The organism is Dorea chungnamensis (assembly GCF_039832125.1).
Lineage (GTDB): Bacteria > Bacillota > Clostridia > Lachnospirales > Lachnospiraceae > JAFBIX01.
Genome location: NZ_JBDOHT010000006.1, coordinates 159558 through 174391, shown reverse-complemented (window position 1 = coordinate 174391; position 14834 = coordinate 159558). Strand labels below are relative to the sequence as shown.

General features: G+C 42.1%; 14 protein-coding genes. 1 reads left to right on the top strand and 13 read right to left on the bottom strand.

From position 1 onward, the window contains the following. Positions 1-16: 16 nt before the first annotated feature. The 3 genes from ABE613_RS07435 to ABE613_RS07425 all read right to left on the bottom strand — a co-directional run bounded on the left by ABE613_RS07435 (position 17) and on the right by ABE613_RS07425 (position 2750). The gene (locus tag ABE613_RS07435) at positions 17-781 is read right to left on the bottom strand and encodes a TIGR03915 family putative DNA repair protein (protein ID WP_347376065.1); all 765 of its coding nucleotides are present in this window, start codon (positions 779-781) and stop codon (positions 17-19) included. Next, positions 756-2099 carry a putative DNA modification/repair radical SAM protein gene (locus ABE613_RS07430; RefSeq protein WP_347376058.1) on the bottom strand — a complete coding sequence of 448 codons (1344 nt, stop codon included), beginning with the start codon at positions 2097-2099 and terminating at the stop codon, positions 756-758. The genes ABE613_RS07435 and ABE613_RS07430 overlap by 26 nt, the downstream gene beginning before the upstream one ends. 108 nt (positions 2100-2207) lie before the next feature. Beyond that, positions 2208-2750, bottom strand: coding sequence for a TetR/AcrR family transcriptional regulator (locus ABE613_RS07425; RefSeq protein ID WP_347376057.1), 543 nt, complete (start codon positions 2748-2750; stop codon positions 2208-2210). A gap of 176 nt (positions 2751-2926) precedes the next feature. On the opposite strand from ABE613_RS07425, the gene glgB reads away from it, so the two are divergent. Then, positions 2927-4717 carry a 1,4-alpha-glucan branching protein GlgB gene (gene glgB, locus ABE613_RS07420; RefSeq protein WP_347376056.1) on the top strand — a complete coding sequence of 597 codons (1791 nt, stop codon included), beginning with the start codon at positions 2927-2929 and terminating at the stop codon, positions 4715-4717. 96 nt (positions 4718-4813) lie between these two features. Here the strand turns inward: glgB and ABE613_RS07415 are convergent, their stop codons facing one another. The 10 genes from ABE613_RS07415 to ABE613_RS07370 all read right to left on the bottom strand — a co-directional run bounded on the left by ABE613_RS07415 (position 4814) and on the right by ABE613_RS07370 (position 14830). Next, the gene (locus tag ABE613_RS07415) at positions 4814-5647 is read right to left on the bottom strand and encodes an Mrp/NBP35 family ATP-binding protein (protein ID WP_235232099.1); all 834 of its coding nucleotides are present in this window, start codon (positions 5645-5647) and stop codon (positions 4814-4816) included. Positions 5648-5703: 56 nt separating this feature from the next. Beyond that, complete coding sequence (locus tag ABE613_RS07410) at positions 5704-6078, bottom strand: RidA family protein (RefSeq protein WP_235232098.1); 375 nt, start codon at positions 6076-6078, stop codon at positions 5704-5706. Between the two features lie 2 nt (positions 6079-6080). After that, positions 6081-7034, bottom strand: coding sequence for an ornithine cyclodeaminase family protein (locus tag ABE613_RS07405; RefSeq protein WP_347376055.1), 954 nt, complete (start codon positions 7032-7034; stop codon positions 6081-6083). Then, a complete protein-coding gene (locus ABE613_RS07400; RefSeq protein WP_235232096.1) occupies positions 7034-8428 on the bottom strand; it encodes an MATE family efflux transporter in 1395 nt (464 codons plus the stop codon). The genes ABE613_RS07405 and ABE613_RS07400 overlap by 1 nt, the downstream gene beginning before the upstream one ends. Positions 8429-8848: 420 nt before the next feature. Beyond that, on the bottom strand, positions 8849-9613 hold the full coding sequence (locus ABE613_RS07395; RefSeq protein ID WP_347376054.1) for a pseudouridine-5'-phosphate glycosidase: 765 nt from the start codon (positions 9611-9613) through the stop codon (positions 8849-8851). A 19-nt stretch (positions 9614-9632) separates the two neighbouring features. Continuing rightward, positions 9633-10673, bottom strand: coding sequence for an ADP-ribosylglycohydrolase family protein (locus ABE613_RS07390; protein ID WP_347376053.1), 1041 nt, complete (start codon positions 10671-10673; stop codon positions 9633-9635). Then, on the bottom strand, positions 10674-11711 hold the full coding sequence (locus ABE613_RS07385; protein WP_347376052.1) for an ADP-ribosylglycohydrolase family protein: 1038 nt from the start codon (positions 11709-11711) through the stop codon (positions 10674-10676). Positions 11712-11796: 85 nt separating this feature from the next. Continuing rightward, complete coding sequence (locus ABE613_RS07380) at positions 11797-12897, bottom strand: sugar ABC transporter substrate-binding protein (protein WP_235232092.1); 1101 nt, start codon at positions 12895-12897, stop codon at positions 11797-11799. 38 nt (positions 12898-12935) lie between these two features. Further along, positions 12936-13874, bottom strand: coding sequence for a carbohydrate kinase family protein (locus ABE613_RS07375; RefSeq protein ID WP_235232091.1), 939 nt, complete (start codon positions 13872-13874; stop codon positions 12936-12938). 5 nt (positions 13875-13879) lie between these two features. Beyond that, positions 13880-14830: an ABC transporter permease gene (locus ABE613_RS07370; protein WP_347376051.1), complete on the bottom strand. Its 951-nt coding sequence runs from the start codon at positions 14828-14830 to the stop codon at positions 13880-13882. Between the last annotated feature and the right edge of the window lie 4 nt (positions 14831-14834).

Here is a 14834-nt window from a genome sequence, read left to right as displayed (position 1 = left end):
TATTATAGCATAGATATTACCGGAACTCTACCATATCCGGCCGGAAGCGGAGCGGCAAATGCTGCCTCTGGCACTTCGGATTCTCCCTGGATGGAATAGAAATTGTCTTGCAAAATCCCTTCCACAGCTTTTCAAATTCTTTTTCTCTCTCAGAAAACGTAAGATTCTCTTCTATCTTACATTGTTCATCCCATAAAAGGATCCATTTTTTCCCCGATTCATGAACTACAAACATATGATGTGTCTTATCATGTATCATCCAGTTCTCCAGGGGAAGGCGATCCGCGAAATGGGGTGCAAGGCAGGTAAGAACCTGTGATTTTGGTGTAATCCCTGCATATAACACGCCATTTGCAAGTTCCTGAAATCTCAGGAAGCCTTTGAGTGAATGTGCTTCTCCGCCCACGTTTCTACTAAGTTCAAATACCTTCTCTACCTTGGGGTGGCTGAGATATTCCATAATTCTTGTACTGTCAGGCAGCTTCCGTGCCGCCAACATCGTTCCAAGTACTGCATCTGCCTTTTCTTTATCCGCTGACAGCACAGCATGATAGATATCCCAATAAGCATTCTGTCCCAAATGCTTCCTGATCAGTGCTTCCACCGCAATCGCTTTATGCTCCGTCTCCTCCACCTCAACATAATCACAGAATAAACGAGGTTCCAGGAATCCTCTTAATGCAATCCCACATTCATCTTCCCCTTTCCTGCTCTTCCACGCATCATATATCCCCGAAAAAATCCCAGTGACCGTATCACTGCACACATAGATTGTTTTTATCATTGCTTCCATATACATACTCCCTGAATCTCACATCATCAAAAAGGGACAATTGCTGATATCCCATATTCGTTATCTCCTTTGGCAGCTTTTCTCCTGCATCCAGAAGATTTCTGGTAATATAATCCACATCCATCTTCGTCGGATACAGCATCTTCCCACTGCATGTGATAAAATACAACGCTCGCTTCAATACAACCCCCATCTTCTTCAGATCTGGGAAATCCAGCGTACCAAACTTTCTCGCTTTCATAATCCGGGATGCAGACTTATATCCAATTCCCGGCACCCGAAGCAGCATCTTATATTCTACCCGGTTAATCTCTACCGGAAACTGATCCAGATGCTGCAATGCCCAGTTACACTTCGGATCAAATAACACATTAAAATTCGGATTCTCTTCCGACAAAAGTTCCTCTGCCTGAAAATGATAGTAACGAAGCAGCCAGTCTGCCTGATAAAGACGATGTTCTCTTAAAAGAGGCGGTCCGTCATCCGTCCTTGCCGGCAAGGCAGCATCCTCATTCACATGCACGAATGCCGAATAAAATACTCTTTTTAATCCAAACTTCTGATATAGCGACTCTGCCACCTGCATAATCTGATAATCAGTCTCCGGAGTTGCTCCTATGATCATCTGCGTACTCTGCCCTGCCGGGACAAAACGCGGCGCATTCCGATACAACTGAATCTCCTGCTTATTCTCATCCATGCGATTCTGTACCTGACGCATCGGTGTCAGAATATTTTTTCTTGTCTTATGCGGTGCCAGAATCTTCAGGCTCTCTGCCGTAGGAAGTTCCAGATTCACACTCATTCTGTCTGCCAGAAATCCAACTCTCTGGATCAGTTCTGGATTCGCTCCGGGAATTGCTTTCACGTGGATATATCCCTGAAAATGACATTCCCTTCGCAGTTTATACAATGTAACATAAAGCAATTCCATTGTATAATCCGGACTCTTCAATATCCCAGAACTTAAGAACAGTCCTTCAATATAATTTCTTCGGTAGAATTCCATCGTAAGAGTACAGACTTCTTCCGGTGTAAAAGCCGTCCGCACCACATCATTGCTTCTTCGATTCACACAATACTTGCAATCATAGATACACTCGTTGGTAAATAAAATCTTTAAAAGAGAAATACATCTTCCATCTGCCGAAAAGCTGTGACAGATTCCCGACTGTTCACAGCTTCCTATTCCTCTTCCATCATTGTTGCGCGAAGTTCCGCTGGAAGTACAGGCAACATCATATTTCGCCGCATCCGTTAAGATATTCAATTTATCATAGACCGTCATAGATTCCTGAATCCTCACAAAACCACCCTTCCCTTTTCACAGAACGCAAAAAGAACATACGTTTGTATTTTTAATTATACAAACGTATGTTCTTTTTGTCAATAAGTTCCAAGAAGGAAGATCATTCTAGTATTGGTTACTGTACATTGGCTGCAGCATCTCCGTTATATCACTGATAACCGAAATCAGGGTATGGATATCCCCCTCCCGATTCCGCTGATATGCATGATAACCACCCTGAATGCAGCAACTTAAGATAATATTTTTCACTGCATCATCCCTGTATTCCGGGTATTTTTCAAATATCATTTCCTTAATACTCGTCTCAATCCTATCTGCAAAATGGTTCCTCTGTTTTCCGGAAAACAGAATCATAGTCAGAGAATTCTGTGACAGATATGCCGTAAACAGCTCCTTGGTAAATTCTGCCGGATTCTCCATAATATACTCAGGATGGGAGATGCTGTTCGTAATCGACATGACTACTTCCGCTTCCATACAGTCTGACAGATCATAAATATCTTTATAATGAGAATAAAACGTCGATTTATTAATGCAAGCCAGTTCACACAACTCTCTGACTGTAATCTTTTCCAATGGTTTTCTGGAACGCAGTTCTATAAATGCGTTCTTGATTCCTCTTTCTGTCTTTTCAATCCGCAGATCCATATATTGCTTCCTCCAAACATTCTATTCTTGATATTTCCCGACAAATTTTGCAATCCGTTGCTTATCCATCCATCTGTCTACATTGTTGGTGGATAGCCCGATATCAGATTTGTATAATCATTATAGACGAAAAAAGCAACTACTGTCTATTATTTTATAAAATTGGAGGAAACATTATGGATTTTTTTGGCTTTTATACTGGGAAAATATTTGACGCATATCGCTATCTCGGCGCACACGTAGAAGAACAGGGGGTTACGTTTCGTACATTTGCCCCCGGCGCTTTGCGCATTACTCTGATTGGAGAATTCAATGGCTGGCAGGAATGGGAAATGAACCGGGTCCACGACGGAAACTTCTGGGAATGTTATGTACAGAATGCACATCCTGGAATGATGTATAAATACCGGATTTATAGGCAGGATCAATCCTATGTAGACCACTGTGATCCTTACGGCTATGGCATGGAACTTCGCCCGAATTCTGCTTCATATATCCGTGATCTGTCTTCTTATGCTTTTCAGGATGATGCATGGATGCGAAACCGGACAGATTGCAAAGAGCGACCTCTAAATATCTATGAAATTCATTTCGGATCTTTTAAAAAGCCATCCGATAAAGCTGATGACTGGTATACCTATACGGAAATGGCTGATATTCTCATCCCTTACCTGAAAGAATATGGCTACAATTATGTAGAAATCATGCCATTGAGCGAACATCCCTGTGATGAGTCCTGGGGATACCAGAACACAGGATTTTTCAGTCCCACTTCTCGTTATGGTACTGCAGAAGATCTGATGAAATTTGTCGATACTTGTCACCAGAATGACATCGGTGTCATCTTAGATTTCGTTCCGGTTCATTTTGCTGTAGATGGATATGCTCTGACCAATTATGACGGAACTGCTTTATACGAATACCCTCATCAGGACGTAGGAGTCAGTGAATGGGGAAGCTGCAACTTCATGCATTCACGCGGAGAAGTACGCTGCTTCTTGCAATCCGCCGCCAATTACTGGCTTACAGAGTATCATATGGACGGAATCCGTATGGATGCCATCAGCAGAATCATCTATTGGCAGGGCGAACCTGCAAGGGGTGTGAATCATAATGCCGTAGAATTCATCCGTGAAATGAACCGCGGATTAAAAACGATGCACCCCACTGCCATTCTGTCTGCTGAAGATTCCACCTCATTTCCTAATGTCACAAAACCAGTCAGCGAAGGTGGCCTTGGATTTGATTACAAATGGGATATGGGATGGATGAACGATACCCTGGATTACTTCCGAACCGCACCAGAATATCGAAGCCGTGATTACCACAAACTGACCTTTTCCATGATGTATTATTATAACGACACCTTCCTTCTTCCGCTCTCCCACGATGAGGTTGTGCACGGCAAAGCAACGATTCTGCAGAAAATGAGTGGAGATTACGATATGAAATTCCCACAGGCAAGAGCATTTTACATGTATATGTATGCACATCCAGGAAAAAAACTGAATTTTATGGGAAATGAACTGGGACAGCTGCGAGAATGGGATGAAAAACGAGAGCAAGACTGGGATATCCTGGAATATCCGCTGCACGATGCATTCCATCACTTTATGAAAGATCTGAACCTAATCTATCAGACACATCCAGCTCTTTCACAAAAAGATTATACTGCGGATGGATTCCAATGGATCGACTGCCATCAAGAAGAACGTTGTATCTATGCCCTCGAACGAAGAGCCAGCCAGGAACGTATTCTGGCCGTCTTCAACTTCTCAGACCAGTTGCAGGAAAAATACGAATTCGAAGTAAAAGATACCAAAAAGCTGACCATTCTGATTGCCAGTGACATGGAACAATATGCCGGAACGAAAAAATATACGACCATGAATATTCCATTGCAAAATGGAAAAGTGATCTTGGATCTGGAGCCTTATTCAGCGATTTATCTGCAGATGGGAATCTAGTGATTGGATCGAATTTGAGGGAGGAGGCAGTTTGTTCCGACGCTACGCTTACCTTCACAAATCGCCTTCTTCCTCGAATTCTCCGCCACAGCCAACCTATATCTTATTTACTGCTGCCGCAAGATATTCATTGCTGATCTCGTAGAATTTCTCACTCTCCACAGCTTCCGCAAGTGCTGCATCGATCGGCATCTTCCCTAATACTGGGATTCCCAGTTCTTCTGCAATTGCATCAATGTGACTCTCACCGAATACATTGATCTTCTTGCCACAGTCCGGACATACCAGATAACTGTAGTTTTCAACGATTCCCAGTACCGGAATGTTCATCTGTTTTGCCATGTTGTAAGCTTTCTTTACGATCATCTGTACTAGATCCTGCGGTGATGTGACGATCACAACTCCATCCACCGGAAGAGACTGGAATACAGTCAACGGTACATCACCGGTTCCCGGTGGCATATCAACGAAAAGATAATCCAATTCTCCCCACATCACATCCGTCCAGAACTGTGTTACCACTCCTGCAATAACCGGTCCTCTCCAGATGACCGGATCAGATTCATTTTCCAGAAGCAGGTTGACGGACATAATCTTCGTACCATCTTTTGCCTCACATGGGAACATACCGGCATCACTGCCCTTAGCATTCTCATGTACTCCATACATCTTTGGAATGGATGGTCCTGTGATATCTGCGTCTAATATTCCAACGGAGAATCCCTGCTCACGCATCATTCTTGCCAAAGATGCGGTTACCATAGATTTCCCTACTCCGCCCTTGCCACTGACAACCGCAATCACTTTTTTCACCTGTGAAAATGGATTCGCCGGTTCTCTAAAATCCTGTGGTTTGCTGCTGCAGGAACCTGCATGCGCACATCCGGCGCAGTCAGATGGTGAGCAGCCATTCTGTTGTTCTTCTGCCATAATTCATTACCTCCTGGTTACTAAGTTCATCTGAAAAACACTGTGCATAAAATGTATTATTCAACAACTGCAATCAGCTCTACTTCACATTTTACATTCTTTGGCAATGTCTTAACTGCCACACAGCTTCTTGCTGGTTTGGATGTAAAATACTTTGCATATACTTCATTAAATGCTGCAAAATCTGCCATATCTGCAAGGAAGCAAGTTGTCTTAAGAACTTTGTCATAAGAAGTTCCTGCAGCTTCCAGAACAGCGCCCAGGTTCTTACATACCTGTTCTGTCTGTTCTTCGATTGTTAAAGCCTCAATGGTATCTGTCGCTGGATTGATTGGAATCTGTCCTGCTGAATAAAAAATTCCTCCATGTACATATCCCTGTGAATATGGTCCCAATGCTTTTGGTGCTTTTTCTGTTGCTACTGCTTTCATAATTACCTCTCCTTTGCCTGTTCTAATAGTTTTTGTGCAATGCACACATCAAAAAGTCCCATACCTACTGACTTAAAGTAAGTTGTCTTTTTGGTGATCTCCTCTTCATCTGCTCCTGATGCCAGGAACTGATCCATGAGAACTGTCTGCTCTTCTTTCAGAATTCCGTCTGTCAGAGGCTGACTCAAGTCTCCGCTTTCCTCACACGCATACGGGAGCTCAATGTATACATGATCTACAAGCTCCCAGATTGCGTTCGGGATCTCACGCATCTGAGGCGTATAAGAACCAATGGCAACGATGCATTTCCCCTCTAACATCTTGCTGTCGTCCGGGAGTACCGGCTTCTTGGAAGGCGTTGCTGTACAGATAATCTCACTGTTTGTCACCAGTTCTTCTATCGTCTTACATTGTACTACCTCAACCTCCAGCTTATCAATAGCTTTTTTCATTCTGGCAAGGTATTCACTCAGATCCCGGTTACTGTGATTGTATACATATACGGTATGAATATCTCTTGCAGCGCATGCATATAGTGCCAGATGAAATCCCTGCACTCCGGCCCCCACGATTCCCACCGTATGGCAATCTTTTCTGGAAAGATGGCGGATTGCCACCCCGCCTACTGCTCCTGTCCGATATGCAGTCACACACTGCCCATCCATCAATGCAACCGGAGCACCTGTCTTCTGGTCATTTAACAGCACGACACCATCAATAGACGGAAGACCAAGCTTTGCATTTTCTGGGAAAATGCTTAAGATCTTCGTTCCGATAATCTCACTGGTATAACATGGCATGTACATCAAAGTCTTATTATCATGTTCAACGGTCGGACGCGGAGGCATATAATATTCTCCTGTACCAAATATGCGGTATGCCTCTTCAATCTGATCCATCATCTGATTCAGGTCAACCATTTTCTCAATCTCTTCTTTTCCTAAAACAATCATCATTAATCTCCTCCCAACTCTTCTTTTTCTCTTGTTACATTGTTTAACCACTTATAAGTTCGGTATCTGTATACACAGATTGGAATCTTAATCAACTCATCACTCATCAGTATCACATATACAACCTGCACACTTGCATGCAATACAAAGGCGGCCACCGCACCAATCAGGATGGAACATCCCCACATAGTTGATACATCCATAATAAGCCCGAAACGAGTATCTCCGCCGGAACGGAAGACTCCAACGACCATCGTCGTATTGACTGACTGCGCAATTGTAAAATAGGACATGACAAAAAACATAAAGTTCATATACTGCTTTGCCTGCTCTGTCAGTTCAAGATTCGCTCCCGCAACAGGTGCTGCCAGAAGAATAATTCCTCCGCCGATCGTCCCTAACAGAAGGCTTAATCCAACGAACCGTTTTGCATATGCCCTTGCATGTAAGATCTGTCTCTCTCCGATCGTCTTGCCAAGGTAGATTGCCGTGGCATTCGAGATTCCAAACACAACAACCGTAGCCAGCTGCCTTGCTACCTGTGCCACGGAATTAGCCGCCACCGCAGCACTGCCCATATGTCCAATGACGGCTGTATTGGCAGAGCTTCCCAGACCCCACATCAGTTCATTTAACACAACCGGCATAGCATACACCATGTAATCTCTCAGCAATACTCTATCAATGTGAAACATATCATACAGACGGATACGGACATCACGGTTCCTTGTTCTGGCATAGACAAGAACAATCACGGTCTCTGTGATTCTTGCGCACAAAGTACCAATGGCTGCACCTACAATCCCAAGCTTTGGGAAACCACACAGACCAAAAATCAGCAATGCATTTACAACCACATTTACAACCAGCGACATAAAATACACAAAAGTAGCAATCAACACTCTCTCAATGCTTCGCATAATATTCAAGTACACCTGAGTCACAGCAATACATAGATAAGAAAGTCCAACAATACGAAGATATCTTGCACCTTCTGTAATCACTTCAACATCTGAACTATATATCCGCATAAGTGTCTCTGGAATCAGAAGCGCCGCAATGGTAAATACAGCAGCTACCACAAGAGAAACAGACAGCCCCATTCCCAATATCTTCTCAATGGTTCTGGTATCTTTCTTTCCCCAATACTGCGCAGTCAGCACGGTAGCTCCCGAAGTAATCCCGAAAAACAGAAGCATCATAATAAACTGAATCTGTCCTGCCAGCGAAGAACCTGAAAGAGCCGTCTCTCCGACCTTTCCAAGCATAACAACATCAATCGCCGTAACACCAACATTAATCAGATTCTGAAGTGCCATCGGTACTACCAGTGCAAATACATTTCGATAAAAAACTCGCCAGTTAATATTCAGATTTGCCGAATCCTGTTGTGTCATAACCTCTCTATCCTCTTCTCATTTGATACATCCAGTAAAGATTGTAACATAAGACACAAAAGAAATATAGGAATTTTAAAAATATTCTATCGATATGATGAAGCCTTTACAGAAGTTAAATTCCGCGTACACTGGCTGATGGAAAGTTACAGACGTTTTGGACAGGATGGCCTTAGCGTTAACTACCGGCTTCCATCGAACGGGCAGTCAAAGATTGTTTCGCTAAATGTTGGGATAACCCACGTGGTTCACCATCGCTCCCGGATGTGATATTCCGGTCAAAGCTCCTCTTGAAAATATCGATGCTTATATGCGTGCAGCAAGACAATGCGAAAAATATCCGGTTCAGCCATCGAACTGGGAGTAAAATTTATCAAAAAAGACATCCAGAACTACTTTTGTAATTCTAGATGTCTTTCATTATAGCTTTTCTGCCCATTCTATATTTTTAATCAATGCCTCCAACTGTATTTTTGATGATTTTCCATTGGTCAATTCGTCTATTTTTGCATTAACAGCCGGATGATAATAATGACCTTCTTTTTCTCTTTCTATTCCATAAGCGCATGCCTTTTCTAAAATCTGATGATTTTTTATACGCTTCTCATCTGGAATTTCTCTCAGGTAAAGTGTCTTCGGATATAATGGTTCCTTCTTCCAGATTCTGGAAAGCGGAATCGCATTATTTCGGAACATATATCCACTACAGACATCTGTATCATATCCAAGAATCTGAATTCCTTCTGATTTGATACCATCTAATGTAACTTTCAGGTCAAACATATCTTTCGGAGACACTGCCACAAGAGATACTGTACTTTCTGCTAACGCCAGAATATCATGACAGTCTTCTTTATGCTGTCCTTGCATTAATCCGCCCATCCCACAGGTTACCGCTAGCGGAATCCCCAGAATCTCACACGCCTTCATGGTTCCAGATGCCGTCAATATCCCCGATTTCTTTTCCCTTTGGAAATGTTGAAAATTCTGGTAATTAATTCTTGCATAATACTGCGATTTTTCCCGAAATGCGCAGTATTCCTGTATTGACCCCTTCTGAATCTTTCCTGATTCCATCCATACAATTCTTTTTTCTCTCTTTTCCCAGACACTAAGAAGCATCTCATTTGTAATACTCTTTAATCCATGAGTCAGAAGTGCTGACTCTATCAGATATTCACTCATAATGCATCCTCATATATCTTTATTTCCAAAGCTTTTCAATCTCCTGTGCCTGACGCCTTAGATTCATCTGATTTTTTTCTTCAATAATATCCAGATAACCTTCTGTAATACTGTCTGCACCATTATATGCGCCTGCAACCGCACCTACAATGCAGGCAATCGCACAGGTTTCATCTCCGATATTTACAGCATCGTAAATACTTGGCATCGTATCCCCTTGATTAGCAATAAATATTCCAAGTGCAGTCGGAACTGTTTCAGCAATTGCCGGGCCACTGCCAATTCTTTCTCCCAGTTCCTGAATCGCATTTGGACTACTTCCGCAGTGCATGACAATCTGAACTGCCATCTCGATTCTCTTAGTGACTGACGGCCCTGGATAAGTCCAAATATCATCTCTTTTCCTTGCAAGTTCTTCTCCCCTTATACTTCCATAATGAGCCGCCTTAATAATCTCATATACTGATGTATTTTCTTTCGTTGCCTCGCTGACCGCCGCTGCTATAGCACATGCTCCGGATATACTATAAGGGTCATCATGTGAAGACATCGTAATCTCTACTGTATCACAAATTGCTTTTTCTATGTCTCCATTGCTAAAAAGCCCTTCCGGATATGCTTTACTTGCTGCACCATTAGAAGAAAGTGCATAATAATGACCTTTATACAACTTATTGCCAAGATGTCCGATATAAGACCACATATCCATTTTATCATTTTGATTCAGACGATTCACTACATTTCTTGTTGTCATTCCAGCAAATGGCTCAAAATATTCTGTTTTACCCCATTCTATCAGGGCCTCTTCTCCTAATTTTTTTGAAGCTTGTCCTTTTTCATCAATTAGATGTTCCGTCAGAATATAAGGGATACTGAAAGCATCTGTCACCTGCCCTGCCTTTCTTCCCCTGGCCAGGACATCTTCTGGAGGAGTTTTAAATTCTTCCACACGACCTCCGAAAAACTTCTGAATCTGTCTGGCTGACTTTGTCTCTGTGGCTGCTCCCATAGCATCTCCTACTGCTGCCCCGAGAATACTTCCCAGTATTTTCTGATTCATCTAGTTCTCCTCCTTCCCAATCTGTAGTCTTTTTTCTACAATCCTTGTAATGTCTTCTGCAAGTTTTGTAATTTCCAAATGATTGACCTCTTCCAGAACAGATAGAAAATGTTTCGGATATTTATCTGCCCCCTGAAGTGCTCCTGCCATTGCTCCTGCCATTGTTGCAATCGTATCCGTATCATATCCGACATTTACTGCACCAATAATACTTCCCAGGGCATCTCCCTGATTTGCTGCAAAGAATCCAAATGCACACGGAATTGCTTCCGCCACATGAAGTCCGGCTCCTATCCGATGCCCAAGTTCAATCATCTTTTCTTTTGGAGTTCCTCTGCCCAATCCTATATCAATCGCCATCTCCATTCTTTTGACTACAGAAGGACCTGCAACATCCCTTGCAATCTCCCGTCCTATATATTCCCCTTCCTTTGCGCCATATAGCCCTTCCTGAAGGATATTATATACATCTGCATCTGGCATCACTGCACGGCTGACTGCTGCTGCCACTGCACATCCGCCGGATATTGCGAGGTAATTATCATGAGTCACCATTGTAACTGTTACAGCATCACGAATAGCTCCCTCCACATTTCCAGCATTTATCAGACCTATTGGCGATATCTTCATAGCCGCTCCATTAGTTGCTTGTCTTGTCACAAGCTGAACGCCCTTTGGTTTTTCAATCTTTTCTCCTTTATACTTCCGAATTGCAAGTCTTGTGGTAGGACCTGCAAAACGGTCAAAAAACTCTTTATGTTCAGACCATTCAATCATTGCCTCTTGTACAATCTTTTCTGTTACAATACCATCATGATCTGCAATATGTCTTGCCACAAAATAGGCCGAACTGAAATCATCCGTCAATTGTCCCGGGACATTCCCAGCTCCAAATGTATCCATCGGCGGTGTCTCAAAATCTGTAACTTCATGTCCAAAATACTCAAGTATCTGTTCAGTCGTTCTCGCCTCAGTAGCCGCTCCCATCGCATCCCCGGCACCTGCACCAATCAGTCCTCCCAATATTCGATTATACATTTTACAACCTCCATTCTTGCAAAAAAGGGAGATGTCAGATACATCTCCCTCTTTTACCAATAATTACTATAACACAGGTTCTTAATTAATGCCAGTCTGACATCTGGTCTACATTTGTAGAATCAACAAGTACCATTGGTGTACTGTCTCCTACTTCAGATACATCCTGTCCCTCTAATGCTTTCAGCATAATAATAACGCCTTCTCTTCCCATCAGATATGGAGACATTGCAACTGTTGCATCATATGTACCTTCCTCGATTGCTGCCTTAGCTTCTTCTGTAAAGTCAACACCAACAACTGTAACTTTATCTTTCATATCTTTTTCTTCCAATGCACGAACTACACCAAGTGCCATATCATCATTTGCACAAGCGATACCTACAATATCAGGATTTGCTTCAATGATTGCTGTCGTTGCATCGTAAGCTTTCTGAGCATCAAAATCGCACTGCTCCACTGCAACAACATCCATTCCTGCATCTTCAAAAGTATCTTTTGCACCGTCTCGGCGTGCATCTGCCTGGGTTCCACCTTCGTTACCAGCGATGACTGCAACTTTACCTTCTCCACCAGTCTTATCAATAATATACTGTGCTCCCATAACACCCTGATTATAAAAATCTACCGTAATTTTAGCGTCAAGTTTTCCTCCAGCTTCTTCGAGAGCATCTTCATTTACCTGATTTCCTGTTGTAATAATCTTCACATCCTCCTGATTTGCTGCAACAATACCAGAAATCAAACAATCTTCAGTTAATGGAGAAACTGCAATTGCTTCATAATCTTTTACAAGCATATTATTCAGGATATCTAACTGTCCGGCTGTATCTGTATCAGAATCTGTAGCTTGCACATCAATCGTTACACCAAATTCTTCTGCTGTTTCTTCATAACCTTCCTGCATAACTGTCCAGAAAGAGTTAGATAATGTACTTTCAATTGCTGCCAGTTTCTTACCTGTGTCTTTCTCCGGCAGCGGTGCAAGATCTTCATCAACCTGTGCCAAAGCCTTTGTAAACTCTGTTTCTGCCTCTGAAGCATCGTCAGCTTTGTCCTCTTCTTCTGTAGTTTCTTCTGTCGCAGTATCTTCTGTACTTTCCTCCTCAGAAGATGAACCGCATCCTACTGCCATAGTTGCAACCATTGCTGTACAAAGCAGTATGCTGAGAATCTTTTTTTTCATAAATATCTCCTCCTTATGAAATAATATAGATACTATATTTAAAGATTCTTACATTGAGAATCTTTAAATTCTAAAATAGTTTTTACATCCGCTCGGCTTCTGGGCCCTGCCTGCAGACATTTCACTGCTGCGGATGCATTGGAAAATTCAAGTGCTGATTTCTTGTCCATTTTCTCTGAAAAATAAGCATAGAGAAGACCTCCCAAAAAGCAATCCCCGGCTCCTGTTGTATCCACCGGATCTATCTTATATGCAGACGCTTCATACTCATTTCCATCATACCATACAGCACCTTCTCCACCAGCCGTACAGATGACTCCCTCCTGTACATGGTACTTTTCCTGCACAATCTTCATCGCTTTACGATAATCCTTTTCTCCCGTCAGTTCAAAATAACCATCTCTTCCACTGACAAAAACATTACAAATCCCCATCATCTCATCAATATCTCTCTGTGACGTACCGCACATTTCCATAAATGAAGGCACACACTGCATATTATAGAGTACTGGTTTTCCCTGCTCTTTTGCCTTTTTCGCAAGCCAGATTGCCGCCTTCGGAGAAAACATATCATTATAAAACACATCCATATCATCCATAATATTCTCCGGCAATTCTTCTGGCACAAGTGTCCATACACTGTCACCTTTATTTGCAAAAATACAATGCTTTCCTCCCGGCGCCGTCAGAATGTAAGTATGAAGCGTAGTTCCATTTTCCTTTGTAACAATATACCGCTTATCCACACCATCAGCTACAAGAGTACGAATAAATTTCTCTCCGACATTATCATCCCCTATTTTTCCTGTCTGATAAACTTCCATTCCAAGATGTGCAGCAGATACAGACACATTAGAAGCACTTCCTCCCGGGAGCATTTCTTCATGCTGAATCAATGCAAATCCGTCATCTTTCGGAAGTTCATGGCTATTGATGACAATATCCATTGCAATCGCACCCAATGATAATAATTTCATACTTTTTATACCTCACTTTTCTTTCTTTGACGACTTTCTGATATCAAAACTGAAATCAACAATATCAATCCTGTCAGGATCTCCTGATAATGTGAGGAAATTGACAGAAGTGTAAGACCATTCTTCATAATATTCAGAATAAAGCATGCTATAATTGTTCCGGTCACGCTGCCCTTACCACCTTGCATACTTGTTCCGCCTAGAATTGTTGCTGCAATAGCATCCATTTCATATCCTTGTCCTGCCAGAGGCTCGGCAGAATTCAATCTTGAAGTCACGATCAACCCTGCAATTCCAGCACAAAGACCACACAAAGAAAAAATCATTACTTTATACCTTTTTACATTAACACCTGAACGATTTAGTGCGATCTCGTTTGAACCAATGAACAGACAATAATTTCCAAAACGTGTTTTATGAAGGAGCATTGCCCCAAAAGCAGCAATAATCAAAGAAATTACAATCGGCATATTAACTGGACCAATCTTCCCGCTGCCGATAAAAGTAAATACTTTTCCAAAACCAAAAATCGAATTAGAGTTTGTCAGAATCAATATGATTCCTCGCATAATCGTCATCGTACTAAGTGTTACAATAAAAGAATTAATCTTTCCATATGCAATCAACATTCCATTGAGCATCCCGATCAAAAAAGAAATCAAAAGTCCGAAAAAAATAGCCAGCGGTGCTGACATTCCAGCTTTAATCAACATCCCCATACTCATCCCGGCAAACCCTATGATTGCACCTACAGACAGATCGATCTGTCCAGCAGAAATAACTAAGGTCATGCCAACAGAAAGTACAAGATATATCGCTGACTGATTCAAAATATTTCTACAGTTCTTCCAGGTGAAAAAATACGGGGAAGCTAATGCAAGTACTCCTACCACTAATAACAAAACTCCCAGCAAAATGAGAGTATATGAACAATCCTGTAATCTTTTTTTCTTCACGTCT

What these genes read in the sequence shown, in the direction of transcription:
- ABE613_RS07425 (WP_347376057.1), bottom strand. Translation starts at nt 2,750, where the DNA reads ATGGATCTGCGGATTGAAAAGACAGAAAGAGGAATCAAGAACGCATTT.
- glgB (WP_347376056.1), top strand. Translation starts at nt 2,927, where the DNA reads ATGGATTTTTTTGGCTTTTATACTGGGAAAATATTTGACGCATATCGC.
- ABE613_RS07415 (WP_235232099.1), bottom strand. Translation starts at nt 5,647, where the DNA reads ATGGCAGAAGAACAACAGAATGGCTGCTCACCATCTGACTGCGCCGGA.
- ABE613_RS07410 (WP_235232098.1), bottom strand. Translation starts at nt 6,078, where the DNA reads ATGAAAGCAGTAGCAACAGAAAAAGCACCAAAAGCATTGGGACCATAT.
- ABE613_RS07405 (WP_347376055.1), bottom strand. Translation starts at nt 7,034, where the DNA reads ATGATGATTGTTTTAGGAAAAGAAGAGATTGAGAAAATGGTTGACCTG.
- ABE613_RS07400 (WP_235232096.1), bottom strand. Translation starts at nt 8,428, where the DNA reads ATGACACAACAGGATTCGGCAAATCTGAATATTAACTGGCGAGTTTTT.
- ABE613_RS07395 (WP_347376054.1), bottom strand. Translation starts at nt 9,613, where the DNA reads ATGAGTGAATATCTGATAGAGTCAGCACTTCTGACTCATGGATTAAAG.
- ABE613_RS07390 (WP_347376053.1), bottom strand. Translation starts at nt 10,673, where the DNA reads ATGAATCAGAAAATACTGGGAAGTATTCTCGGGGCAGCAGTAGGAGAT.
- ABE613_RS07385 (WP_347376052.1), bottom strand. Translation starts at nt 11,711, where the DNA reads ATGTATAATCGAATATTGGGAGGACTGATTGGTGCAGGTGCCGGGGAT.
- ABE613_RS07380 (WP_235232092.1), bottom strand. Translation starts at nt 12,897, where the DNA reads ATGAAAAAAAAGATTCTCAGCATACTGCTTTGTACAGCAATGGTTGCA.
- ABE613_RS07375 (WP_235232091.1), bottom strand. Translation starts at nt 13,874, where the DNA reads ATGAAATTATTATCATTGGGTGCGATTGCAATGGATATTGTCATCAAT.